This window comes from Hoeflea sp. IMCC20628, from assembly GCF_001011155.1.
GTDB lineage: Bacteria > Pseudomonadota > Alphaproteobacteria > Rhizobiales > Rhizobiaceae > Hoeflea.
In genome coordinates this window covers 112550-137500 of record NZ_CP011479.1, presented here as the reverse complement: position 1 = coordinate 137500, position 24951 = coordinate 112550, and the positions used below count along the sequence as shown (strand labels likewise).

Here is a 24951-nt window from a genome sequence, read left to right as displayed (position 1 = left end):
GGCAATCAATCCCGGCGCCGGGGTCCAGTTGCCACCGAGTTCCTTGTCGGAAGACCATCCGGTACCGGCGGGGGTGCCTGTAAGGATCACCATGCCCGGTTTCAGGGTGAAACTGATAGAGAAGAAGTGGATCAACTCGGCGCATGTCCAGATCATGTCTGAAGTGTTCGCCTGCTGACGCAACTCGCCATTGATTCGCGTGCGAAGCGTCAGCGCCTGCGGATCTGGCAAGGCGTCGGCTGTGACAATGACAGGCCCCAAAGGCAGGCTGCTGTCAAACGCCTTGCCTCTGCCTAATTCATACCAGGTGAATCCTTCCGGTGTCTGGCGCACCTGCCGGTCGCGTGCAGTGACATCGTTGGAAACGGTATAGCCAAAAACATGATCCAGCGCATCCTCGACCGTGATGTGGCGGCCAGGCTTGCCGATGACTATCGCCAACTCGGTCTCCGCATCCAGTTTGCGGGTGAGTTTTGGATCGCATACGATCCCGTCACCCGGCCCGATGACGCAATCGGCAGTCTTGAGAAAGAACTCGGGTTCCTTGCCACTGAGCGGCGTGTTCAGTTTTTCTGCGTTGTGAGCATGGTAATTGCTGCCGGCGCATAGCACCGTTGAAGGCATGATCGGCGCCAGCAACCGCACTGCGTCAATGCTGTGGCGGGCTGTTTCCGGAGCGTCCCGTATAAGTTGGCGTACAGCATCCATGGCTGCAGTTCCGCCGAGGATGAAGTTTGTGACATCCGCAAAAGCGCCGGCGTCAGCTCCTGCAGCGACCAGATCGATCACGGTCTCGTTCTCGATCACTCCAAGCCGCCACGTAGTGTTCACTTCAAACATGCAAATCCGCATAATCGTCTCCATTATCTCAGCAAGAAAGAAGCCGTCAGGATTACCCCCACGCCAGCCACGCCGGCACGCAGATATTTCTCGGGAACAGCCTGACTCAACCGGGCACCAAAATAGCCACCGATAAGCGAGCCGGTCAGAACTGAGCCTGCCGCAACCCAGTCAATCAGCCCGGAAAAGCTCAGCGGAATCACCGCAATTGTATTCATGCAGAAGGCAAAGAGGTTCTTGCTGGCGTTTGCCTGCCGCAGCCCAAGCCCCGTCACCGACAGAACGGCCAGCAGAATGAAACCATAGCCTGCGCCGAAATAACCGCCATACACCCCACTAGCAAACAGCAAAAAACCGGTGACCGGTTTCAGCCTGTCACCGGGAAACAGGCGCTGGGCGATTTCGGCAAGCCGGTTTCCCAGAAGAATTGCCCCCACCGCGATGATCAGCAAAACAGGTATGACAGCCAGAAACGCAGCTTCCGAGGACCAGATCAATGCCAGGGCCCCGCAAAAGGCTCCCGCCAATGCTGGCAGCATCTGACCTATCAGACCGCGGATATTGTCGCGCAGATGTTCGCGAAACACCCAGATAGCAGCCAGTTGCGACGGCCAGACGCCGGCTGTCCCGGTCGCGTTGGCGACAAGCGGCGGAAGCCCGGCCGCAAGCAACATCGGAAACACAAATAATTTCGCGCCGCCAGCGGCCGCGTTGACGATCCCGCCAAAGAGGCCGGCAACAAGAAACAGCGCGATTTGCAGGGTCATTTACCAACAGCCTGCTGTGGAGATGCATCAGCCAGACCAGCCGCCGTGAGCGCAAAATGCCAAGTCATCAGATCGCAGGCCCGATCAGCATCGCGGGCTAGAACAGCTTCCGAAATCGCCTGGTGTTCCACGCACAGATCGCGTTGACCGAGCTTCTGATAGACCGAGGCGCGACGATAGCGCGCGCACTGATCATGCAAACTGGCCCGCAGTTTCAGCAACCAGCGTGATCCGCAGGCTGCCACCAGCGCCGTGTGAAAACCGGTGTTAGCCGCTTCCCATGCATCAGGCACGCCGGAGGTGGAACGTGCCAGTGCATCGTCTTGCTTTCGCATCAAATAGCTTGCAGCGACGACACTTGCCTCCCATTCCGCATCTCCGTGCTCGATGGACAATCGCAGCGCCGAGAGCTCGATGGCCGTCCGGGCTATGTTAAGATCTGCAAACTCGTCGGGCTCAAGCGGCGCCACGGTGAAACCACGATTGTCCTCAGCGATCACCAACTGATCGGTTGCCAGCATTTGCAATGCTTCCCTGAGCGGGGTCGGTCCTATTTCATAAAGAGATTTCAGTTTCTCGATCCGCAGCCTTTCACCCGGAGGACGGGTACCGCTGAGGATATCCGTCCGCAGCGCCCGGTAGGCCGCCTGGGCGAGAGTTCCGCCGGGGACGAGTTGAACGCCCGTCACTTCGAGCGATGGTGGGGATGCGGCAATGGCCTTGTTCACGGTTGCAACCTCATGCGTGCAGTAGAGTCTGTTTGACAGGTCAGATTATATATGTAAATTCAATTTATCGTTAAAAAGGGATTCTGTCGAGAAAATGAAATTAGTCACATTTAGCAAAGACGGAAACATTGGTGCAGGCTTTATAGATGACGATCAGATCGTTGTCTGTGCCGAAGGCGACGGGGCCGCCTATGCTGTTCGCGCACTGATTGAGGCAGGCTCCCCGGGCATTCAGGCCTGGCAGGCAATGGGCGCCGGTGGAGCGCCGCGCGTTCCCATTTCTGACGTCACTCTTCTTTCACCGGTTCCCGATCCCCGACGCGACATATTTTGCGTGGGCAAGAACTACTTCGCGCACGCAAAGGAATTTCACTCGAGTGGGTTTGATTCCAGCGGCAAGGAGGCCGTACCGAGTGCGCCGATTATTTTCACCAAGGCGACCACCAGTATCGTTGGACCGGAAGCAGTGGTGCGAGGTTCTCTCGACCCGACTGCAACAGTCGATTACGAAGGCGAGCTTGGCGTGATTATCGGCACCCGCGCTTTTCAGGTAGCCAAAGACAAAGCCTATGACCATGTGTTTGGCTATGTCGTCATCAACGATGTGACTTCGCGTGAGTTGCAGCGACGTCACAATCAGTGGGTCATAGGCAAAGGCATCGACACCTTTTGCCCCATGGGGCCCTACATCGTGACCGCAGATGAAGTAGGTGACGTCTCGAAGCTCAAGCTTGAAACCGAAATAAATGGCGAGATCCGTCAGAAGGCCTCGGTTGCCGATCTCATTTTTGACATTCCGACGCTGATTGAAACGATCTCAGCAACGATGACATTGTTGCCTGGCGATATCATCGCCACGGGCACGCCAGAGGGCGTCGGCATCGGATTCAACCCGCCAAAATACCTAACAGAAGGCGATCACATGACCGTCCGGATAACGGGTCTGGGCGAGTTGCACAATGTAATCGGCTGAACGCGGTTCGCGGGAGGCCGGCTGCAATAATATAAACGGGAGGACGAAATCATGAAAACAGCAACATCTATCGCCACTTTGGTGGCCGTCATCGGGCTCTCTGCAGGAGCCGCAAATGCACAAGAAGGCTACTTCGCCGGCAAATCAATTGACGTCATCGTGCCATTTGGACCTGGTGGAGCGACCTTTGTGTCAGCCAAGTTCCTCGAGCCCTATTTCGAAAAGCACCTGCCTGGCAATCCCGAGATCAATGTCATCGACCGCCCCGGCGGGGGCTCCATCCTCGGCGCGAACTGGTTTGAACAGAACGCCAAGTCAGATGGGACCACGATCCTTTTCACCACGTCGTCGACTGCGAACCCTTTTGTTCTTGGTCAGAAGGGCGTCGAATACAAGCTCGCTGACTACCGCGTCGCCTACAGCCACCCGTTCAGCGCGGTGGCCTATACGTCGCCATCGACCGGCGTAACCAGCGCCGCGGACATCAAATCCTCGAAAACGCCATTGGTCTATGGCGGCATTGCAGCCGCTGCTTCCGATTTGCCGGGGCTTTTGTCTTTCGAACTGCTGGGTCTGGACGTCAAATCGGTGCTGGGCTTCAATGGCCGGGGTCCGGTGCGGCTCGCATTCGAGCAGGGTGAAGTCAATATCGACTACCAGTTCACGCCAGTCTATCTGACGCAAGTTGTGCCATCTGTCGAAGAAGGCACCGCGGTCCCGCTTTGGACAGGCGGCAGCGCCGATGCGGATGGCAAGCTTACCCAGCGTGATCCGATCGCGCCGGAACTGCCCTCTGTCTATGAAGTCTATGAGCAGTTGAACGGCAAAGCACCGTCGGGCATCGAGTGGGAAGCCTTTCAGGGCATCGCTTCGGTTACCTATGCCTATGGCCTGACCGGCTACATGAAGCCCGACACACCACAGGAAGTGCTGGATATCTTTGCCCAGGCCGTGGCTGACATCAATGCCGATCCTGAGTTTCAGGCCGAAAGCCAGAAGGTCACCAATGGTGCCCGCCTGAGTGCCGGTCCCGCGACCGAAAAAGCTATCAAAGCGGCTCTCTCGCCTTCAGACGAAGTGCGTGCCTATCTCAAGAACCTGCTGACAACCAAGTTCGGCGTCAAGTTCTGATACAAAGATGACACAGGATCCAGGCCTCGCGCCTGGATCCTGACCATTCTGCGCAAAACCCGCGAACGTCGTCATGGTTCTCCAAAAGGTCACCTCTGAATGCTCGAGCACGTTTTCTCTGCACTGGATGCGCTCACCGATCCAGTTCGCCTGTTGGCATTGTTCGGAGGCATGCTGGTCGGCATGGTTTTTGGTATGCTGCCCGGATTGGGCGGTGTAGCCGCAGTCTCGATACTTCTCCCCTTCATCTATTATCTCGACGATTTCTCCGGCCTTGCGATGCTGCTTGGCGCCGTATCAGTCGTTTACACGTCCGACACGATCACTTCGGTATTGTTAGGCGCGCCCGGTTCGCCGGCCTCCGCACCAACCGCGATTGAAGGCCATGCGCTGGCCAAACAGGGCGAAGCGGCGCGCGCATTGGGCGTCGGATTTCTCTCCTCCATGGTTGGCGGATTGATGGGCGCCGTGATCCTGCTGGTCGCCATTCCCGTGGCTGGGCCCATCGTGCTGATGCTCGGGACGCCGGAACTGTTCATGTTTGCTTTTGTCGGACTGTTTTTTGCAAGTTCGATGATTGGCAAGGATCTGGCAAAAGGCATTGCCGCCGCTTGCCTCGGGCTTTTCCTCGGAGTTGTCGGTCCTGCATCGGCAGCAGCCGATTTCCGGTTCACCTTCGGGCAGGTCTATCTTCTCGACGGCTTCTCCCTGACCATCGTCGCTCTGGGACTTTTCGGCGTGGCCGAAGCAATCTCGATGCTTGCTGCAGGTGGCGGCATTTCACACACACCGATCACGGTGAGCAACTGGGGCGCCGGTTTCAGCGATTTCTGGAAGAACCGGTGGCTGGTGCTGCGTGCCTCGATCATCGGCGTCTTCGGGGGCTTCGTTCCCGCAGTCGGCGCTTCAGCCTCGACCTGGGTCGCCTACGGCCACGCGATCCGATCCACCAAGGACAAATCGAAATTCGGCAAGGGTGAGATTCGCGGCATTGCGGCCTCAGAAGGCGCCAACAACGCAACGGTTATCGCCGATCTTGTGCCAACGCTGCTGTTCAGCGTCCCCGGAGGCCCTGCCGCCGCGATTTTCCTCGGCGCGCTGTTCTCGTTTGGATACTATCCCGGTCCCCGGATGATCTCCCAAAACCCTGATCTGATGTTTCTGATCGTCTGGTCGGTTGCGCTCTCGTCGGTCGTCGGTGCGGCGATTTGTTTTGCGATAACTCCAACCCTGGCCAAACTGACACGGATTCCGTTCGGCATCATCGCAGCCCCCTTGATCCTCATCATGGTTGTCGGAGCCTATCAGGCAACCAGCACCATGGGCGACATCTTCATGCTGTTTGGCCTTGGGGCTTTGGGCTGGATGATGAAACACGCCGAATGGCCGCGTGCGCCAGCCCTTGTCGGATTTGTGCTTGCGTCTCCGATGGAGCAGTATTTCTGGCTCTCCAACCAGATCCACGGCTGGTCCTGGCTGCTGCGCCCGGGAGTGCTGATCATAGCCTCGTTCATCGCAATCCCGGCGATCTTGAACATCTACCGCTGGCTCAGGAACCGCGGCAAAGCCAAGGCCGACACAGCCGCCGAGGTGCTCAACCTTCCCGCCGCCGAGGATCACAAGACAATATCGCTGATTCTCTCCGGGCTGGTCTCCATAGCCTTCGCCTATGCTATCTGGGAGATGACGGGGTTCAATGCATCATCCCGCCTGATGCCGTCACTGGCGTTGTACCCGGGACTGCTGTTGTCGCTTTGGTTGCTGTATCGGGCAATCCGCGACTACGCCCCATCCACGGGCAGCCAGTTCAAGGAACCGTTGATTCTGATCGTTCTGGTGGTTTATGCGGTTGCGCTTTGGGCAATCGGGTTCACCATCCCGACCATCGGCTTGCTGTTGTGGATGCTGTTTGCCCGCGCCAGCATGCGACTTGTTCCCGGCCTGATCTACGGCGCCGTGGTCTTCGGCATCGTCTGGCTACTCTTCAACGTTCTCCGCGGGGATGCCCCCGTGGGTGTTCTCACCGGCCTTAGCTAAACAGGACTTATCATGATCGACCAGGACATCATCGAACCTTCCATCGACCCCGCCACCAAGAAAATCGGCATTCGACACGTCAAGGCAACCAATGCTGCCGGCACGCGAACCAAGATCCAGGTCCGTGATTTCGACCCGGTCTATACCGACGAACCTGCCTCGCTGGGAGGGACAAATACGGCTCCCAGCCCTCTGGAGACTGTGCTCGTGGCGCTTGTCGGCTGCGATGGCGTGATTATCAATGGTGTCGCGACTGCGATGAAATTCAGCTATTCCGGCGTCGATTTTGCCTGCGAAAGCCAGATCGACGTGCGCGGTCCCAAGGGCGTTCCAGGCATACGTCCCTATTTCGAGACCGCAAAACTGGATATTATTGTCTACACAGATGAAACCGAGGCCCGCTTCCAGCAACTGCGCAAGAACGTGGAATTCCGTTGCCCGGTAATGAACCTGCTTCACGCAGCCCAGGTCGACATGGATGTCAGCTGGGTGCAGCGGCCGGCCGCCGACTATGCAGGCAGCGTCGCTTGATGCTCTGAGACAGAGCTAAACATCCTTACACAAATGTCAGAGGCGGTGTCGTTGTTGAAAACGACACCGCCTCTTGCGCTTTCAGCGCCTTGCCTAACGATACAGATATCCGCAATCGCGAAGCAAAAACCTCACACAGCCAGATAGCGCGTTTTCAGCTCCGGATCCGCGTCGAATTCTTTCCAGTCGCCGGAAAACACTATCCGTCCGCTGTCGAGCAGATAGAGCCGGTCGGTACAGGCGCGGGCGAACCAGACATTCTGCTCCGTCAGGAGAAGCGTCATGCCATTGTTCTTGCGCATCGCTGACAACTGCCGCGCGATGTCCTGCACGATGACCGGGGCTACACCTTCAGTCGGTTCATCCAGCAGCAGGCAATCCGGCCGCGAAAAGACTGAGCGCGCGATGGCCAGAACCTGCTGCTGACCGCCGCTGAGTTCGAAACCAAGCCGGTCCTGAAGCTCGCGTAGCATCGGAAAGAAACCGAAGATTTCCTCAAGCGTATAGGGCTCGATCCCGGGGCGCACTGCGTGACGTCCCATCTGGATATTTTCCGACACAGTCAGATGCGGATAGATGCGCCGGTCTTCCGGCACCAGCCCGAGTCCGCGGCGGGCGCGGGCAAAGGCAGCAAGTCCGGTGATGTCCTTGCCTCGGTGAACGATTGGCCCTTCAGCTCTCGGGCCGCCATTCATGAAGCCCTTGAACAGGGTCGTCTTGCCGGCGCCATTGCGCCCGAGAATGGCGACACCCTCGCCGTCAGCCACCGAAACCGTGACGTTCTGGATGATATGGCTGTCGCCATAAAAAAGGTTGAGCGGTCCGGCTTCAAGCATAGTTTGTCTCGCTTCCGAGGTAGACGTCGCGCACGAGCGGATTCTGGCGAACCTCATCGGCTGTGCCAGAAGCAATCAGTTCGCCGTGGTGCAGCACCACCACCCGCGTGGCCAGGCCGAAGACCACATCCATGTCGTGCTCGGTCAGGACAACCGTCATGCCATGACGCGCCTTGACCGCGGCGATAAGTTCGATTGATGCCTGACGATCCGCCGGCGCCATGCCGGCGGTCGGCTCGTCGAGCAGCAGGATACGCGGCCGCAGCGCCAGACTCATTGCCAGCTCAAGCCGTTTCTTGTCGCCGTGCGACAAAAACCGTGCCTGATGGAAACCTTTGCTGGCCAGCCCGACTTCCTCAAGCGTTTCGTCCACCAGTTCGCGGACATGCGCAGCCGGCCGGCAGCCGATCCGGACGCTCGAACGAGGCGTTTTTTGAGCCAGATAGGCCTCCACGGCAACGAGCACGTTTTCTGCCGCAGTGAGGTCCAGAAACACGCTGGCAACCTGGAAAGATCGGCCGAAACCTTCACGGACCCGCCGCCATGCCGGCATGCGAGTGATATCCCTGCCGTCGTAGGAAACGATGCCACTGTCGGCAAAAACTTCGCCACTGAGCACCTTGAAGAGAGTCGTTTTGCCGGCACCGTTCGGGCCGATGACAGCCAGCGTGTCACCCTCCATGACAGAAAGATCAACCTGCTTGAGAACCTTGACCGAGGGATAATCCTTGACGATGGCGCGGGCATCGAGGATCGGCATGGCGGATGCGGATAAGGGTGCGCTGCTCATTCCGCGGGCTCCTCTGCTGTATTGCCTGGCCGTTTCCCAAACAATCTGGAACGAAGCCGCGACAACCCGCCAAGTATGCCGCCCGGGAACAGCAGCACCACCGCCAGCAATGTCGAGCCGATGACAATCTCCGACAGCCCGTGCATGGTCCGTGTTCCATATTCGAGAATCGAGAACCCGATCGCACCGACTACGGGGCCCCAGAAACTCTGCACCCCGCCAAGCAGCGCATAGAGGATGGGCCGCGCAGAAAAAGACCAATGCGCGACTTCCGGGGTCAGCAGTTGCAACCAGGGGCCATAGAGCGCTCCAACCAACGCGGTGAGCGCAGACGCCATCACGAATGAACTCAGCCGGTTGGCAAAGACATTGATACCGAGAAATTCGGCCCGCACCGGGTCCTGCTCGATGCTCTTGAAGCGTCGGCCGACAGGGCCGTGAATGACCCACCAGATGAAGCCGCCGAGAAGACCGCAGACCAGAACCATGAAGTAGTAGTAATTGTTCCCTTCGGCGAGATCGAACGCGACCACACCCAGGTCCAGCATCGGCCGGCTGATTCCGGTAAACCCGTCCTCACGACCCAATTGCGGGATATAGGACAGGCACAAATAGACGATCTGGGCGAGCGCCAGCGTCAGGATGGCGAAATAGACGCCGAGCGAACGGCGCAATGCGACAATTCCGACCAGCAGGGCAACAAGCGCACCAAACATGCCTGCAGCGGACAAGGTCAGCAATGGATGCATGTCGGGCCACGTCCTGGCCAGCAACGCATAGCAGTACCCGCCGAGGGCAAAAAATGAAGCATGGCCAAAGCTGACAAGCCCGGTCTGACCGAACATCAGGTTCCAACTCAGTCCGAAAACAATGTGCAGTGCCAGTGTACCGGCGACGAATACGATGCCCTTGTCCGCCACCGAGGGCAGCACCAGCATGACCGCCATAAAGGCAATTCCGATACCAAGGTCTCTGACGAGGTTGGATTGAAAGCGCTGTTTCATAGCCGCGATCCCTTCACCAGACCCTCAGGACGTAGCAGCAACATAAAGACCATCGCAAAGTAGAAGAACATTCCGGGCACTTCCGAGAAATAGACCGATCCGAAAGAATCGATCACGCAGAGCAGGATGGCGGCTAGGAAAGTGCCGCGGATATTGCCCATGCCGCCGACGATCAGAACGCCAAATGCCTGCACCACGAAGGTGCTGGCGAGATTGGGCGAAATTGTCTGGTTGGGAAGCAGAAGCCCGCCGACAATTCCGGCGAGAAAAAATCCGAAAACCACGATCCATGTGTAGAACCGGGGTACATTGACGCCCAGCATCTGCGCCATCCACGGATCGCTGGCGATCGACTGGGTCAGCTTGCCGGTCTCGGTCCGCTGCAGCGCCCATTCCAGAACCAGATAGCAGGCAATCCCCAGACCAATAACGAAGATCGCATAGGTCGGCATGAACAGGTCGCCGACGATATAGATACCGGCCAGCGCTTCCGGCGCGGCGACGCTATGGAATGAAACGCCCCAGATCGCCTTGACCGCACCTTCGGTCAGCAGCAGCAGTGCATAGGTGGCAATCAGCGAATAGGCCTCGTCGACCTTCTGCAACGGCCGGAAGACGAAGCGCTCGACCACCAGTCCGATTGTACCCAGCACCAGCCCGGAAGCCACGCTGATCAGCAGGTAGGAGAGCATCGAATCGGTGGAACCAAACAGCGAGACCAGCGAGAAGGCGACATAGGCGCCGATCATGAAGAACCCGCCATGGGCGAAATTCAGGACCCGCAGGATGCCGAATATCAGCGTCAGCCCGGTGGCGAAGAGAAACACCACCATGGCTGAGAACAGGCCGTTAAACAGCGGACTGAGAATATAGGTCAGCAATTGAAATCACCCGATAATTGACCCGCGAAGCAGACACTTCGCGGGTCGTCTGCAAGATCAGACACGATAAGGCAAGGTCGCCTTCATCCCTTCTTGAAGTTGAACTCGATTGGCTGACCGGGAGCTGCCGGTTCGCTGAGCCCGTCATCCTTGATCACCCGGTAGTCGGTGACCTTCCAGCCCTGTTCACTGTCATCGGGACCGAACTGGACCATGTTGAGATCGCAGATGGCCTGGTGGTCTTCCTTGCGGATCTTGCGCATGCCCTTGCAACTGTCGAATTCAAGATCCTCGAGCGCTGCTATCACCTTGTCGGTGTCGGTGCTGCCGGCCTTCTGGATGGCGCTGGCATAGGCCAGGACCGAAGCATGCGCCTCGCCCATATAGCCTGCAGGATGCGGATCGCCGGTTTCCTTGACATATGCAGCGTAAAGATCGTCGTTGATCTTGTGACCTTCATAGGCGCCATAGTACCAGTGGAAACCGGACCAGATCCCTTCCGGCGTGTTCTTGCCCATTGCCTGCGCAATGATGAACTCACTACCCGGATCGACCATCACGTCGAATTTCTTGGTCAGGCCATAGGCCGCCGCCTGGCTGAACATGGTCACGGCATCGCCACCATAAACACCGGCATACAGACCCTTGGCAGGGCTGCGCATCAGCTCAACGATTTCGTTCTTGTAGTCCGTCGCACCGTATTTGGTCCAGATCGGATCACCGATATTAAGCGTCTTGTCGTGCGCCTCGTAGAATTCCGTCATGCCATCGACGAAGGAATCCCAGTTCGACTGACTGATTGCCGTCTGTGGGGCAATCATCATCCAGTCTTCGACATCCGACGAATCCTCGGCCACCAGTTTGGCCAGCGCCCTTTGACGCGAATAGGCATGGTCGCTGGTACGGAAGAAATTCGGTGAGAACTGTTCGTGAGTGAGCTCGTTGGCAGAAGCCGCGCACACCACCAGAATGGAGTTGTCTGCCTGCAGGGTGGGCGAGATCGCCAGCGCAACACCACTCGAGAGAACGCCGAGCATCAGGTTCACACCGCTTCCGGCGAGATCCTTTGCTGCAGCGACACCGGCTGCCGGTGCGGCCTTGCTATCGCGGGTGACCAGTTCCAGCGGGCGCCCCATGACGCCGCCGGCCTGATTGATCTGGTTGACGGCGATGGTGGCGCCCGCCAACTGGTAGCGACCGATCACTTCTTGCGATCCGCTGAGCGGTGAGATCAAGCCCAGGCGGATAGGGTTTCCATCAGCGCGCGACGGCCGCGCCAAGGTACCGAGCGCTCCGGCTGCACCGAAGACTCCGAGCGATTTGATGATATTGCGTCGAGTGATGTTGTTGATCATGAATGCTTCCTCCTCAAGAATTTTCGAACGATAGTTAGATTTTTGAACCCTGTCAATTGAAGCTCAAGAGCCAAATCGATTAGCAACTCATTCTGAGTAGACGCCGTCCCGCAAAAGCGCCGCAGAGGCCAGATCCGCACCCTGGCTGCGGGTGTAGAAGCCCGAGCAAAGCCCGCCATCGACGCGGAGCATGCTGCCGGAAACATAGGACGCCGCATCGGAAAGCAGAAACAGCACCACTGATGCGATCTCGCCGGGAAGCGCCATACGCCCCATCGGCGTCCGGTCGTCGAGCACGTCTGTGACAAACTTGGGCGGGATTCCCTGGCGCACCAGAGGCGTATCCACGCCGTTCGGTGCAACCGCGTTGACGCGCACGCCACGCCTGCCCCACTCGATCGCCAGGACATCGGTCAGGCCAGCCACGCCGAATTTAGACGAACAGTAATTCGACCGGCCGGCAAACCCGCCGAGAGAATTGACAGATCCGATATTGACGATGGCGCCCGCGCCATGGTCGAGCATGCGCCGGCCGGCCGATTGACACGACAGGAACATGCCCTTCAGATTGGTGTCCATAACCAGATCCCAACTGGCTTCACTCATGTCTTCAGCAGGAGCAGGCCGCGACAGGCCGGCGGCCGTGACGAGACCGAAAATCGGCCCCAGCTCTGCCTCGAGGGTTTCAACCGCCCGCTCCGTTGCGGTGGCATCACGTACGTCAAGCGGGAGTCCAACGACCGCCCCGCCCTGCCCGCGAATAGTCTGTGCCAAGGCTTCAACCTCGTCACCCTGAATGTCTGCAATACCCACCGCCGCGCCAGCCTCGACCAGCGCCTCGACCGTGGCGCGTCCTATTCCCGACGCCGCTCCAGTGACCAGAACGACCTTTCCCGTGAAATCAAAAGTTACATTCATCATAGCACTCCCAAGCTTGACTTAGACCGCCTGTCGCGGAACCGACCCGGCACAAATTACGCCTGCGTAGATCCCGCCTTCGCAAGCGTTTTCCGGGCAATATCAAGGTGCAGGCGCTCGACCATTTTTCCCTCGAGCGCAATCACCCCCTTGTCGGTATTCTCGGGCTGCGCAAACGCTGAAACAATGCGTTGCGCCTCAGCCAGCTCGGAAGGCGACGGTGCAAACGCCTGATTGGCAAAGGCTATCTGCGAGGGATGGATGAGGGTCTTGCCGTCAAAACCCAGAACCACACCCTCCTCGCATTCCGCCTCAAATCCAGCCTGATCGCGAAAATCATTGTAGACACCATCCACAACATCCAGCCCATAGGCGCGGGCATGGATGACAACCTGCAGCAACCAGTGCAACAGCGTTGAGCGGCCTTTTGGAAGCGGCACGCCGGTTTCCTTGGCGAGATCGTTGGAGCCGACGACGAAACACACCAGTCGCGAGTCCGGCTGGGCGCCAAGACGCGCAATATCACCGATATTGACAATGCCGAGCGGGGTTTCGATCATGGCCCACAATTGCACCCCCTCCAGCCCCAGCCGATCAAGCTCCGCAGCCGCACTCAGAATGCCCAGCGGATGCTCGACCTTTGGCAAAAGAATCGCATCCGGCCGGCAGGCGGCCGCAGCTTTGAAATCCTCAGCGCCCCATTCTGTCCCGGCGCCATTCACACGAATGACCCGCTGTTTCGTCGAGGATGGATTGGCGTCAAAATACGCCTTCAGCGCCTCGCGGGCGTCGGCTTTTGCGCCCGGAGCAACCGCATCCTCGAGATCGTAGACAATGGCATCGCAATCGAGTGTGCCGGACTTGGCCATTGCCTTAGCGTTGGCAGCGGGAACGTAGAGAACGGAACGACGGGGTCGGATTGAAGACTGCATGACAGGACCGGATTCTGTTAAGGGGGTAGGGAAATACGGGATCAGGCAAGGCTCTCGTAAATCATGTGACCCTGCTCGTCGCTGACAGCGCCGACAACGCCATCGTGAACCAGATAATTTATGTGGGCCAGAACCTCTCCGAGAGCGAAGCCTATATTCTCCGGCCCTTCCACGTGCGGGAACATGACTTTCGAAAGCGACAGCGCATGTTGCGGCTGACGCAGATGGCTGATCGTGGCGTCCAGCCGTTCAGTGTGGTGGTCCCGCAACTGCTTGATCCGAACGTGAATACCGCGATAGGGCCGACCATGCGACGGCAGCACCAGCACATCGTCGGGAAGGTCGGAAAACTGTGCGAATGAGTCGAGATAATCGCCCAGCGGATCGGCATTCGGCAACATCTCGTACACGGCGATCACCGGTGTGATCCTGGGCAGCAAATGATCCCCGGCGATCAGGATATTGTCACGTTCACAATAAAACGAAGCATGCTCGTAGGCATGGCCGCGGGTCACGATCACACGCCAGTCGCGCTGGCCGAAGTGGATGGTCTGACCATCCCTGATTTCGGTGATCGCTCCCGGTATTGTGGTCGCCATGTCCATGAAACGGTGACGGCTGGTCAGCATCAACTCGGCACCTGCCTTGTCAAATCCGTGGTTGAGCATGAACCGGTGATGTTCGGAGTTCGAGCCGGGAATATCGCGGGTGTGACTGATGCGAGCCCAGTTCCACTCACCGAAAGTACCGACAAATTCCGCCCCGAACCGGTCGACCAGCCAGCCGGCAAGGCCGATATGATCAACATGTCCATGGGTTGCGATCAGGGTGCGCACCGGCTCCCCGCGCATCGGCCCTGCAAGCAGCTTTTCCCAACACTCCTTGATGGCCGGCGTGACGCACCCGGTATCAATGACTGTCCAGCCATCTTCGTTCTTCAACAACCAGACATTGACGTGATTGAGCTGGAACGGCAGCGGCAGGTAGGCCCAGTACAGCCCTTCGGCGATTTCCGTCACCTCGCCGGGGACAGGAGCCTGGTCGTAGGGAAACTGCAACGCGTCCGACAAAACACTCACTGGCTTTCACCGCGATCTTCGCCGCAATGCCGCGGCATCAACACCCAGTAATCAAGATCGAGCAGCACCGATCCGGAATCGTCTGTCGCCGGGTCGGGAAACGAAGCACATGGCTTGTCCTTGGTCGCCACTGTTCTCACCCGGAGAGCGCCGACATCCGTTCGACCGGCAACCGGTTGTTTGCCCAGAACCTCGGACCAGCAATAGACCGTATCTCCGGCAGCGGCAGGATTGACGTGACGCCCGCCATTGATGGCGACAACAAATGCGCCATTGGCCAACCCGTTGAAGGACAGCGACCGCGCCAGGTTCATGACGTGGCCGCCATACACAATCCTTCGGCCAAAGCGGCTTGAGCGCTGCAATACAGCGTCAAAGTGCCCCTTCGCTGTATTTTGATATAGCCGCGTGGCAATTTGGCTCTCGGCTTCTTCTATCGTCATGCCGTCGATATGGTTGATCTTCTCGCCGATCTCGTAGTCGTCGAAGCAGTACGGGCTGCCCGCCAGAACCGGGTCGTAGCGTGAAAAATCCAGCGCCTCGGGCATGGCAAGTTCGCCGGCAGGAACGTGGGACGCAAGTTCGGGGATGACGGTCTGCGGCGCGGGCGAAGTCTTGTCCCGCTTGTTGACCATGACCCATCGGACAAAACTCAGCACCGCATCGCCATGCTGATTGTAGCCCGTCGACCGGACATAGACGATGCCGGTGCTGCCGTTGGAATTTTCACGCACGCCGATGACTTCGCTGCGTGCATGAAAGCTGTCGCCCGGCCAGGCAGGTGTGAGAAACCGGCACTCCGCATAGCCGAGATTGGCAACGGCATTGAGCGACACATCCGGCACGGTTTTCCCGAAAATCACATGAAACAGCAGAAGATTATCGAGCGGCGCCCGCGGCAACCCGCAACTCTGGGCGAATGCGTCGGAGGACTGAACCGCAAAGCGCATGCCGTACAATGCGCTATACATGGCAACGTCTCCCGTGGTCACCGTGCGCGGCACCGCATGAGATATGCTCATTCCTGGGCTGAAATCTTCGAAGAAGTTGCCTTCGGACGCTTTTGTCATCGCTTTTCACACCTGTCTCGCGCCGAAAATTCTCCGGCAGCGAGATAGCCGGACGAGCGGCTATCTCGATTGATCTGGAAGGCAAACCTTTGGGGCTTACACGCCTGCGGAAGGCTTCATGCCGATGGCTTCGCCTTGGTCAATGATCCCCTGGACCAGGCGAACCGTTGCCACGTCCACCATTTGCCCATCAACCTGGATCGCGCCCAGACCCTGCGCCTGCGCCTCCCGGTAGGCGGCAACCGCTTTGTGCGCCTTGTCGACTTCGGCCTGGGTCGGGCTGAACACTTCCTGGGCAATGCTGATCTGGCTGGGATGGATCGCCCACTTGCCAACCGCGCCGAGTTGCTTGGCACGTCGGCACTCGGTGCGGAAATAGTCGCCGTCGCGAAAATTGACGAACGGACCATCAACGGCGTCAAGGCCGAAGCTACGCGCGGCGACAATCACCTTGTAACGCGCGTAATGCCAGATATCGCCCGGATATCCCGTGTCCCCGGACACGGCATAAGGGTCGATCCCCTGTGAGGCTGAATAGTCGCCCATGCCGAAAACAAGCGCCTCGAGCCGATCAGACGCGCCCGCGATTTCCTCGACTTTCATGATTGCCTCGGCTTCTTCAATCAGCACCTCGATGCCGATTTTCCGCGTCAATCCAAGCTTGAGTTCGATCTGCGACAGCAGCCTTTCGACGAACCGCACATCGCAGGCCGACTTGACCTTGGGCACCAGAATTGTGTCGAGGTTGGCGCCAGCCCCCTCCACCACTTCAATAATGTCCTCATAGGCGTATTTGGTATCGAGATCATTGATACGGACACAGCGTACGCTCGCGCCCCAATCCAACGTGTTGAGTGCCTTGACGATCTGGGCGCGCGCCGGAACTTTGGCATCCGGTGCGACTGCATCCTCAAGATCGAGAAAGATATGGTCCACATCAAGCGACGCAGCCTTGGTCATCATTTTGACGCTGCTGCCCGGGACCGCCAACTGACAGCGTCTCAATCTTTTTGGTTTCGGTGACATCAAGCGAACTCCTGCAATGTGGAAAACCATTCCGGCATACATGCTCCGGCAAGAGAGTGACACACAATCAACGTTCACATTTGACGAGTGGCCTTCTCTTCATGTAATCTAACTAGCGTTAGAATTTGAATTCGTAAAGCCCTATTCGCCAACCCCCGAGGATCCGATGAATCTTGTGTTAGTGGACTACCCCGTAGAGCATGTCGCACTTCTTCGGCTCAACCGGCCAGAAGCGCGCAACGCGCTCAGCCCGGAATTGCGCGCTGAACTGAGGCACGAATTCAATCGCCTTTCCGACGATCCTTCCATTCGCGCCATTGTCCTGACCGGCGATATGAAGGCCTTTGCCGCCGGTGCAGATATCAAGAGCATGGTTGATATTGGTGCGGCGGAAATGATGGCACGCAACGATGAGCAAAACTGGGCTGCCATTCGTACTTGCCGCAAACCGGTGATCGCTGCCGTCGATGGCTATGCGCTGGGTGGCGGCTGCGAACTCGCCATGCATGCCGATATCATCGTCGCAGGTGAGGCTGCCGTTTTTGGACAGCCAGAGGTGCGTCTCGGCATCATGCCCGGCGCCGGCGGCACACAGAGGCTGGTCCGGGCAGTGGGGAAATATCGCGCCATGCTGATGCTTCTGACCGCCGGAACCATGTCCGCACGCGAAGCCTTTGATGCCGGCCTGGTCAGCAAGGTCGTCGATGGTGATGGCGCCGTCGCCGAAGCCATCTCCATCGCAGGGACCATCGCTGCCATGCCACCACTCGCTGTGGATGAGATCAAACAAGTCTTGCTCGCAGGGATGGAAATAAACCTGGACGCGGCACTCATGCTTGAGCGTCGCGCAGCCTATCTGCTGTTCGAAACAGAGGACAGGCGAACCGCCATGACGGCCTTCATAAACAAGAATAAGCCAACATATTCAGGCAGTTAATTAAACTTTGGGCCATCACAACAAAGGGTGATGACATTTTTTCGAACAACTGTTAGAGTTTTGAAATACCCCGCTTTGGAGGCGGGCCGCTGGAGGAGCGAATGAAAAAATCAATTGAACAGGACCCGTCCGGTCTGCGTCACAAAGTGGCGGATCGCTGATCATGCTGCATGTCGATAACATCCAGCTTTCCTTTGGCGGAGTGAACGCACTCAGTGGCGTGAGCGTTCATGCCGAGGCGGAAAAAATCACCGCAGTCATCGGACCAAACGGCGCAGGCAAGACCAGCCTCTTCAATGTCATTTCCGGGTTCTACAAACCCAATCAGGGCAAAGTGGTTCTGGACGGCCAGGATATCTCCGGCCTGAAACCGGCAGCCCGCGCCTATTGCGGCATGTCACGGACCTTCCAGAACATCGCTCTGTTTCACGGCATGAGCGTCCTCGACAATGTCAAACTCGGTGCTCATACGAAGCTCAAGAGCGGCGTACTGTCCGCAGGCTTCCGGTTGCCGATGACCCGTCGCGAAGAGCGCGAACTGGGCCTTGAGATTGAAAGAGACATCATCGGGCTGCTGGAACTGGACCACGTTGCCCACACCCCGGTCGAAGACCTTTCCTATGGCCTGCAGAAACGGGTCGAGTTGGCTCGCGCCTTGGTGATGAAGCCGAAAATTCTGCTTCTTGACGAGCCGGTCGCCGGGATGAACCGGGAAGAAAAGCGCGAAATGAGCCGCTTCGTTCTCGATGTCCGCCGTAACTGGCAGACAACGGTTCTTCTGATCGAGCACGACATGGGCATGGTCATGGAAATTTCCGACAAGGTGGTGGTGCTCTCTTTTGGCAAGCCGATTGCATCGGGCACACCCGACGAAATCCGAACCAATCCTGAAGTCATCAACGCCTATCTCGGCGTCGGGGATGAGGAAGAAACCTCATCGGTAGCGGCGGAATAGGGACCTGAACATGGCATATTTTCTAGAATACTCAGCAGTCGGAATCGCCGCAGGCGGCGTTTACGCGCTCATCGCTCTCGGCATCGTGGTGATTTTCAAATCTTCCCAGACTTTCAATTTCGCCGCCGGTGAAATGATGACGATGTCTGCCTATATATTCTACACAGCGGCCGTCACTTTCTCCTTCGGCATTTTCTTTGGCCTGGTTGCTGCGCTTGTCGGTTCGGTGATCATAGCGCTGCTGATTGAACGCTTTGCATTGCGGCCCATGGCCGGGCGCCCCTACATCGCTATTGTCATGGTCACCTTCGGCATCGGTTCGATCCTGCGCGGCATCATGGCGATGATCTGGGGAGCCAACGAGCTTCAGATCCCGGCGATCCTGGCCCGCGACCCTGTCTGGATCGGCGACCTGTTCATACCGGGCAAGACCGCCCGCGCCTTTGCCATAGCCGTCGTAATTGTCCTCAGCCTGATTGCCTTCCTGCGCTATTCCCGCGCCGGCGTGGCACTGCGGGCAGCGGCTGCTGACCAGATTACCGCCTATTCGATGGGGATAGACGTCCGCAAGATCGTGGCCTTTGCCTGGGCAATCGCGGCGATGACCGGCTGCATCAGCGGCATTCTTATGGCCAATGTGAATTCATTGACGCCACATCTCGGTGCCGTCGCACTCAATGTCCTGTCGGTGGTCATCCTTGGCGGCATGAACTCCATCGGTGGCGTCCTAGTGGCTGGCCTCATCATCGGCTGGCTTGAAGCCGTCACAGGCTTGTTCATTGGCAGCGAATTCCGCGAAATCACCCCTTACATCCTCGTCCTTCTGGTGCTGCTCTTCCGGCCCACCGGTCTGTTTGGCGCCAAGGAAATCGAGCGAATCTGATGGCAAATTCAACAACCACAACCGTTCCAGCTTCCCGCCCATCAGCCAGACAAGGCCTGTATTGGAACAGCACGTTTCTGGCGCTGCTCCTGATCTTGCCGCTGGTTGCCCCGCGATACTGGATCTACTTCGCCTGCATTTTTGGCATCAATGTCATTGCGACCCATGGTCTCAACATCATGATGGGCTATACCGGCCTGCTGTCGCTTGGCCATGCTGCCTTCCTCGGTGTCGGGGCCTATACAACAGCACTGCTGCAGATCCATCTGGGCCTGCCGGTCTACATCACACTGCCGCTGGCCGGACTTGCCGCTGCGGTGATCGGGATCGGATTCGGCCTGCCGTCACTGCGCATCCGCGGCCTCTATCTGGTTATTGCCACCCTGGCCGCACAGTTCATCCTGCAATTTGTTTTCGTTCACTGGGAAAGCGTTACCAATGGCGATGTCGGCCTCACCGTGGCACCGCCAGAAGTGCTGGGAATGGCACTCAATACCGAAGGCCGCATCTACTACCTGATCCTCTTCGTAGCGGTTTGCGCGACATTGTTTGCCGTCAACGTGATCAAATCCCGCGTCGGCCGCGCGTTCATCGCCATCCGCGAACGCGACTTGACTGCTGAAGTGCTCGGCGTCGAGATCGTCTGGTACAAGCTCGTGTCGTTTGCCTTGGGTTCATTTTACGCAGGCGTCGCTGGGGGGTTGCTGGTTTACTTCAACCACACCGTCAACCCCGAGCAGTTCGGTCTGATGCAATCCGTATTCTTCCTGTCAGCAGTGATCATCGGCGGAATGGGATCAACACTGGGAGCCATTCTCGGTGCCCTGTTCATGACCCTGATGCCGGAGGCACTCAGCCAGGTCGTGCTCAGCACCGGCGATCTCTTTTCCATCGATACCGCGAGCTTCCTTGTGCCGCTCCGCGAGACAATTTTCGGGTTCCTGATGGTGGCCTTTCTGATCTTCGAACCTCGCGGAATCGCCCACATCTGGGCACGCATCCGCCAAAACTATCTGCGCCGCAATACCGCGCAGTAACAAGCTTCGGCTGCCATTTGGCAGACGAAACGGGAGCAACCTGCGATCACCTGATCGCAACAAGTGGAGGAAACCATGCAGAAAAGACGCAATTTTCTAATCTCGGCGGCAGCCGCCCTGACGATGACCGGCGCAGCCGGCGGTATCGGCTCGGCATTTGCCCAGGAAGACACCATCAACTGGAGCGTCCATGTCGATTTGACCGGACCTGCTTCCTATGGCGGCATCCCGCAGGGCGAAGGCTTCACGTCCTATGTTGACTGGGTCAACAGCAATGGCGGCATTCGCGGACGCAAGATCGACCTGCAGATCCACGACACCACCTTCAAGCCCGATGTTGCCATTGCGACCTACAAGAAGGCACTGGCAGCCGGACGCGTCGACTACGTCTTCGGTGATTCCACCACGATGATCCAGGCGATTTCGCCTGAAAACAACGTCACTCAGAAAATCCTGACCGGCGGCGGATCATTCGCATCCGAACTCGCCGACAAGGAAAACTATCCCTACTATTTCGTTGCCGGTGCAACCTACGGCAACCAGCTCGAACTGCTGGTCGACTATGTGGCACAATCAGCTGGCAAGGACGCCAAGCTGGCCATCATGCATTCCAGCATTTCGCTGGGACGTGACGGTATCGAGCAAGCAAAGGCGCGTGCTGAAAAGCTTGGCATCGAAGTAGTGCTCATACAGCAGACAAAGTTCATGGAAACCGATGTCAGTGCTTTCGCCCTGGCTATCCGGCAGGCTCAGCCGACCCATGTTCTGGTCCACGGCTATTCCTTTGCCGTCTGGCCCGAGGTTATCCGCCTGGTGCGCGACTACGGAATGGATGAGACTGTCTTCATGGGGTCCATGTGGCAGAACGAGCATGAAAAGGTTCTGGAACTGGCTGACATCGCTGAAGGCCTCGTTGGCATCAACGTGTTCAACGTCAACTCCAAGACCACCGATGGCGAGATGATGAAAATCATCAACGACATCCAGGTTGCCAAGAACCCGGATTTCGACGGCTACGTGCGTCTCGGCTTCCTCGATGGCTGGATGAACGGCATGATGGCCACCAAGGCTTTCGAAATGGTCATTGATGAAGGCAAGGAAATCAACGGCACCAATCTTGCTGCTGCCATGGCCAGCATCAAGGACTGGGACACCGGCGGAATGGTCGGCGCACCTGTGACCATGACCGGTCAGCAAGTCGGACTCGGTCAGGTTATCCGCTGGAGTAATGTCGATGGTGAGTGGACTCCTGTTCCTGTCTCCGACTGGATGAAGGTTAACTGAGTCATGGCGGCTGCTCTCGAAATCCAGAATCTCGAAGTTGTCTATCAGGGCGTCATTCAGGCACTCGCAGGCGTCAGCCTGCACGTGCCGGAAGGCAGCATCGTCGCCTTGCTTGGAGCCAACGGCGCCGGCAAGACGACAACCCTCAAGGCCATCTCCGGGTTCCTTCCGCTTGAGAACGGCCGCGTGACCAGCGGCTCAATCCGCATCGGAGGCGAAAATATCGCCAAACTCGCGCCGCACACCATCGTGCGGCGCGGAACCTTCCATGTCCGTGAAGGCCGCCATGTCTTTACAGACATGACAGTCGAGGAAAACCTCATTGCATCTACCTTTGCCCAGCGTACTGCGCGGGTGAGGAAAGAGGCATTCGACGAGGTCTATTCCTTTTTCCCGATCCTTTCGCAACGACGGCATCAGCCGTCCGGCTTGCTGTCGGGCGGTGAGCAACAGATGCTCGCCATCGGACGTGCGCTGGTCGCGGATCCGAAGATCATTCTGCTTGACGAACCATCGCTCGGTCTCGCCCCGCTGATCGTCAAGAACATTTTCGAGATCATTTCCCGCATCAACAGGGAAAAGAAAGTGTCCATGCTGCTGGTGGAACAAAATGCCAGCATCGCGCTCAAATATGCCAGCTACGGTTACGTTCTGGAGAACGGCCGTGTGGCGCTCGAGGGCACAACACGTGACCTCGCCGAAAACGATGACATCCAGAAACTCTATCTCGGTATCGATACCGACAAAGTAGCCTGAACCGCTCTGCGAGCCGTCAGGTCGCGCCTCCCAAGCGCAATAAAGGCGACGCAAATTGCGTCGCCTTTATGGTTTTCACAGCATCGGTTGAAGGCATAGAGCCACTCAACATGAAATGGAATCGTGTGATCGCCGGGGTTTCATCATCTCTGACAAGGAGCATGCATTGACGTGGCGCCAGCGCCGCTACAGCATCGGTCACGAAACGTGAATCAGGTGGGATTCCATTTCGTTCGGTTTCATGGTTGTTTCGGGAATGGAGGTGTCTCATGGGCAAACCGCATTCCGTAGATATCCGAGCACGGGTCATTGCTATGGTTGAGGCCGGGCATTCCTGCCGGGCAGCAGCACGTCGTTTCGCCATCGGCGACAGCACGGCGATCCGTGTCATGCAGCATCGCCGCAAGACCGGGTCTGTGTCGCCACCGCGCCAAGGCCGCCCGCCGGGCGGCGGCAAGCTTGCGGCTTACCGCTCCTTCCTGATTGCCGAAGTCGAGAAAAAGCCCGATATCACGATGCCGGAATTGGTCGACAAGCTTGACGAGACGCATTGCGTTCGCGTTCCGCCATCGTCCCTGTCGCGCATTCTGGTGGCGGAAGGGTTCACATATAAAAAAAGCGCTGATGGCATCCGAACGCGCCCGCGCGCCAGTGCGGCTTTCTCGTGATGTCTGGATCGCCAAGCGACAGCCGAGGATGCGGCTCGAACCGCATCGTCTTGTCTTCATTGATGAAACATCGGTGAATACGAAAATGGTGCGTCTTCGCGGGCGCTGCCCGCGCGGTGAGCGGCTGCATATGGATGCACCATTCGGTCATTGGGGCACGCAGACCTTCATCGCCGCCCTGCGCTGCCATGGCCTGACCGCTCCGTGGATCATTCACCACGCCATGAACCGCATATCCTTCGACACCTACGTCGAGACACAACTCGCCCCGACCCTATCGCCCGGCGACGTCGTCATCCTGGATAACCTCGCCGTTCACAAAAGCGAAAAAGCCGCCGAGATCTTGAAGGAAAGCAAAGCCTGGTTCCTGTTCCTTCCGTCCTACAGCCCAGATCTCAATCCCATCGAAATGGCTTTCTCGAAGAGCAAGGCACATCTGAGAGCCGCGGCCGCCAGAACATTCGACGCGCTTTCAGACGCACTTGGCTCTATCTGCCATCTCTTCGAAAGAACCGAATGCTGGAACTATTTCAAGGCAGCAGGCTATGCGCCGGATTAAACGTACGATGCTCTAGCTCTGCGCAACGCAGTTCGGGGTGCGAAAGGAAAAGCCCGCACCATTGCGTCCCCGAGGCCGTGTTTGTCGAAGCCGACAAACTCTCACGCCTGGATGAATTTTCTACGTCAGCGTCGTCAAACCCTCGCACGATGCGCTTCATCGCAGCTGCAGTGTTTTCCTGGCTGACGCGGAAGATCCATTCCATCAAACTGTTTCCATTAAGAGATGAACGGCTCTCATCAGTACAGCGAAATGCCCATCGAACGTCCGCCATCAAGGGTCATGATCTGTCCGGTGACATTCTGTGTGCGCGGATTTGCAAAAAATGCAATGCCGTTGGCAATATCCTCGGGCTGGCCTAGCGCCTTTGTCGGCTGCTTGGCGATCAGTTCCTGCTGGCGTTCCGGTGCAAGGGAACGGAACATGTCCGTCTCGATCAATCCCGGCGCGACCGCGTTCACGAAGATGCCGCGCTCGGCCAGGTCGATGGCCGAACTGCGTGTCAGACCAATGACGCCGGCCTTGGACGTCCCGTAGGCAGGGTGTGCATAGCCCGCCAGATACGCCCGCGAGGCGACGTTGATGATCCTGCCACCGCGGTTCATGCGCTTGATGGATTCCTGCATGACGATGAACGTGCCGACGACATTGACCTCGTACATCTTGCGGAAATCGTCCTCGGTGGTCGCGTCGAACTTGCCGTCCCAAAACACCGCTGCATTGTTGACCACGACATCGAGGCGCGGCAATCCCGCCACCATCGCCGCCACCGCGGCGCGGTCTGTAATAGAAAGCGCATGGTGTTCAACCGATCCACCAGCCGCCTTCAGTTCATTGGCCACGGTCGCCAGCGGTTCAGCTTGCAGATCGACCATGACGACATGAAATCCATCCTCCAGCAAACGACGGACTGTTGCGAGGCCGATACCCTGACCGGCGCCGGTAACAAGTCCTACTTCGGTATTCTTACTCAT

Annotated in this window: 25 protein-coding genes (1 of these 25 running past the window's edge); 11 read left to right on the top strand and 14 right to left on the bottom strand. The window is 57.9% G+C overall.

Annotated elements, in window-relative coordinates:
- The 3 genes in view from IMCC20628_RS00715 to IMCC20628_RS00705 are tightly spaced (at most 23 nt apart) and all read right to left on the bottom strand, a layout consistent with a single transcriptional unit that may run on beyond the window.
- Window positions 1–840: the 5' portion of a fumarylacetoacetate hydrolase family protein gene (locus IMCC20628_RS00715; protein WP_197078369.1), read on the bottom strand. The gene continues 96 nt to the left of window position 1, outside the view; 840 of the gene's 936 nt are visible here — the first part of the coding sequence; the start codon lies at window positions 838–840; its stop codon lies beyond the left edge, outside the window.
- 23 nt (window positions 841–863) lie between these two features.
- Entirely contained in the window at window positions 864–1607 is a 744-nt protein-coding gene (locus IMCC20628_RS00710) for a sulfite exporter TauE/SafE family protein (RefSeq protein ID WP_047028606.1), read from the bottom strand.
- Window positions 1604–2335, bottom strand: a complete 732-nt coding sequence (locus tag IMCC20628_RS00705; protein WP_245307845.1) for an FCD domain-containing protein — start codon at window positions 2333–2335, stop codon at window positions 1604–1606. Before IMCC20628_RS00705 ends, IMCC20628_RS00710 begins: the two co-directional genes overlap by 4 nt.
- A gap of 94 nt (window positions 2336–2429) precedes the next feature.
- Here IMCC20628_RS00705 and IMCC20628_RS00700 point away from each other — a divergent pair, with 94 nt between their 5' ends.
- The 4 genes from IMCC20628_RS00700 to IMCC20628_RS00685 all read left to right on the top strand — a co-directional run bounded on the left by IMCC20628_RS00700 (window position 2430) and on the right by IMCC20628_RS00685 (window position 7007).
- Window positions 2430–3308 (top strand): fumarylacetoacetate hydrolase family protein, encoded by an 879-nt coding sequence (locus tag IMCC20628_RS00700; protein ID WP_047028605.1) that lies wholly within the window; start codon window positions 2430–2432, stop codon window positions 3306–3308.
- Window positions 3309–3359: 51 nt separating this feature from the next.
- Window positions 3360–4439, top strand: coding sequence for a hypothetical protein (locus IMCC20628_RS00695; RefSeq protein ID WP_047028604.1), 1080 nt, complete (start codon window positions 3360–3362; stop codon window positions 4437–4439).
- A 99-nt stretch (window positions 4440–4538) separates the two neighbouring features.
- Complete coding sequence (locus IMCC20628_RS00690; RefSeq protein WP_047028603.1) at window positions 4539–6476, top strand: tripartite tricarboxylate transporter permease; 1938 nt, start codon at window positions 4539–4541, stop codon at window positions 6474–6476.
- A 12-nt stretch (window positions 6477–6488) separates the two neighbouring features.
- On the top strand, window positions 6489–7007 hold the full coding sequence (locus IMCC20628_RS00685; RefSeq protein WP_052766238.1) for an OsmC family protein: 519 nt from the start codon (window positions 6489–6491) through the stop codon (window positions 7005–7007).
- A gap of 131 nt (window positions 7008–7138) precedes the next feature.
- On the opposite strand, the gene IMCC20628_RS00680 is transcribed toward IMCC20628_RS00685, so the two are convergent.
- The 10 genes from IMCC20628_RS00680 to IMCC20628_RS00635 all read right to left on the bottom strand — a co-directional run bounded on the left by IMCC20628_RS00680 (window position 7139) and on the right by IMCC20628_RS00635 (window position 16898).
- Complete coding sequence (locus tag IMCC20628_RS00680) at window positions 7139–7843, bottom strand: ABC transporter ATP-binding protein (protein ID WP_047028602.1); 705 nt, start codon at window positions 7841–7843, stop codon at window positions 7139–7141.
- Window positions 7836–8633 carry an ABC transporter ATP-binding protein gene (locus IMCC20628_RS00675; protein WP_047028601.1) on the bottom strand — a complete coding sequence of 266 codons (798 nt, stop codon included), beginning with the start codon at window positions 8631–8633 and terminating at the stop codon, window positions 7836–7838. The genes IMCC20628_RS00680 and IMCC20628_RS00675 overlap by 8 nt, the downstream gene beginning before the upstream one ends.
- The gene (locus IMCC20628_RS00670) at window positions 8630–9637 is read right to left on the bottom strand and encodes a branched-chain amino acid ABC transporter permease (protein ID WP_047028600.1); all 1008 of its coding nucleotides are present in this window, start codon (window positions 9635–9637) and stop codon (window positions 8630–8632) included. The genes IMCC20628_RS00675 and IMCC20628_RS00670 overlap by 4 nt, the downstream gene beginning before the upstream one ends.
- Entirely contained in the window at window positions 9634–10518 is an 885-nt protein-coding gene (locus tag IMCC20628_RS00665; RefSeq protein WP_052766237.1) for a branched-chain amino acid ABC transporter permease, read from the bottom strand. Before IMCC20628_RS00665 ends, IMCC20628_RS00670 begins: the two co-directional genes overlap by 4 nt.
- A gap of 83 nt (window positions 10519–10601) precedes the next feature.
- Window positions 10602–11873 (bottom strand): ABC transporter substrate-binding protein, encoded by a 1272-nt coding sequence (locus IMCC20628_RS00660; protein ID WP_047028599.1) that lies wholly within the window; start codon window positions 11871–11873, stop codon window positions 10602–10604.
- An 87-nt stretch (window positions 11874–11960) separates the two neighbouring features.
- Window positions 11961–12794: an SDR family NAD(P)-dependent oxidoreductase gene (locus IMCC20628_RS00655; RefSeq protein ID WP_047028598.1), complete on the bottom strand. Its 834-nt coding sequence runs from the start codon at window positions 12792–12794 to the stop codon at window positions 11961–11963.
- A 53-nt stretch (window positions 12795–12847) separates the two neighbouring features.
- Window positions 12848–13723, bottom strand: coding sequence for a CoA ester lyase (locus IMCC20628_RS00650; RefSeq protein ID WP_047028597.1), 876 nt, complete (start codon window positions 13721–13723; stop codon window positions 12848–12850).
- A 41-nt stretch (window positions 13724–13764) separates the two neighbouring features.
- Window positions 13765–14802 carry an MBL fold metallo-hydrolase gene (locus IMCC20628_RS00645; RefSeq protein WP_047028596.1) on the bottom strand — a complete coding sequence of 346 codons (1038 nt, stop codon included), beginning with the start codon at window positions 14800–14802 and terminating at the stop codon, window positions 13765–13767.
- Window positions 14799–15872, bottom strand: a complete 1074-nt coding sequence (locus tag IMCC20628_RS00640) for a MaoC family dehydratase (RefSeq protein ID WP_047028595.1) — start codon at window positions 15870–15872, stop codon at window positions 14799–14801. The genes IMCC20628_RS00645 and IMCC20628_RS00640 overlap by 4 nt, the downstream gene beginning before the upstream one ends.
- A gap of 96 nt (window positions 15873–15968) precedes the next feature.
- Window positions 15969–16898, bottom strand: a complete 930-nt coding sequence (locus tag IMCC20628_RS00635) for a CoA ester lyase (RefSeq protein ID WP_047032129.1) — start codon at window positions 16896–16898, stop codon at window positions 15969–15971.
- Between the two features lie 166 nt (window positions 16899–17064).
- On the opposite strand from IMCC20628_RS00635, the gene IMCC20628_RS00630 reads away from it, so the two are divergent.
- The 7 genes from IMCC20628_RS00630 (at window position 17065) to IMCC20628_RS24500 (ending at window position 23977) form a co-directional block, all read left to right on the top strand.
- The gene (locus tag IMCC20628_RS00630) at window positions 17065–17835 is read left to right on the top strand and encodes an enoyl-CoA hydratase-related protein (protein ID WP_047028594.1); all 771 of its coding nucleotides are present in this window, start codon (window positions 17065–17067) and stop codon (window positions 17833–17835) included.
- Between the two features lie 163 nt (window positions 17836–17998).
- Window positions 17999–18790 carry an ABC transporter ATP-binding protein gene (locus tag IMCC20628_RS00625; RefSeq protein WP_047028593.1) on the top strand — a complete coding sequence of 264 codons (792 nt, stop codon included), beginning with the start codon at window positions 17999–18001 and terminating at the stop codon, window positions 18788–18790.
- Between the two features lie 10 nt (window positions 18791–18800).
- Window positions 18801–19673, top strand: coding sequence for a branched-chain amino acid ABC transporter permease (locus IMCC20628_RS00620; RefSeq protein ID WP_047028592.1), 873 nt, complete (start codon window positions 18801–18803; stop codon window positions 19671–19673).
- Entirely contained in the window at window positions 19673–20710 is a 1038-nt protein-coding gene (locus IMCC20628_RS00615; RefSeq protein ID WP_047028591.1) for a branched-chain amino acid ABC transporter permease, read from the top strand. Before IMCC20628_RS00620 ends, IMCC20628_RS00615 begins: the two co-directional genes overlap by 1 nt.
- Before the next feature lie 75 nt (window positions 20711–20785).
- Window positions 20786–21994, top strand: coding sequence for an ABC transporter substrate-binding protein (locus IMCC20628_RS00610; protein WP_047028590.1), 1209 nt, complete (start codon window positions 20786–20788; stop codon window positions 21992–21994).
- 3 nt (window positions 21995–21997) lie between these two features.
- Window positions 21998–22750, top strand: coding sequence for an ABC transporter ATP-binding protein (locus tag IMCC20628_RS00605; RefSeq protein WP_047028589.1), 753 nt, complete (start codon window positions 21998–22000; stop codon window positions 22748–22750).
- 269 nt (window positions 22751–23019) lie between these two features.
- Window positions 23020–23977 (top strand): IS630 family transposase gene (locus IMCC20628_RS24500; protein WP_156174369.1). Its coding sequence is split into 2 segments (ribosomal slippage): window positions 23020–23370 and window positions 23372–23977, totalling 957 coding nucleotides; the frame shifts between segments, so codons are not numbered across the junction.
- A 239-nt stretch (window positions 23978–24216) separates the two neighbouring features.
- Here the strand turns inward: IMCC20628_RS24500 and IMCC20628_RS00590 are convergent.
- Window positions 24217–24951, bottom strand: coding sequence for an SDR family NAD(P)-dependent oxidoreductase (locus tag IMCC20628_RS00590; RefSeq protein ID WP_047028586.1), 735 nt, complete (start codon window positions 24949–24951; stop codon window positions 24217–24219).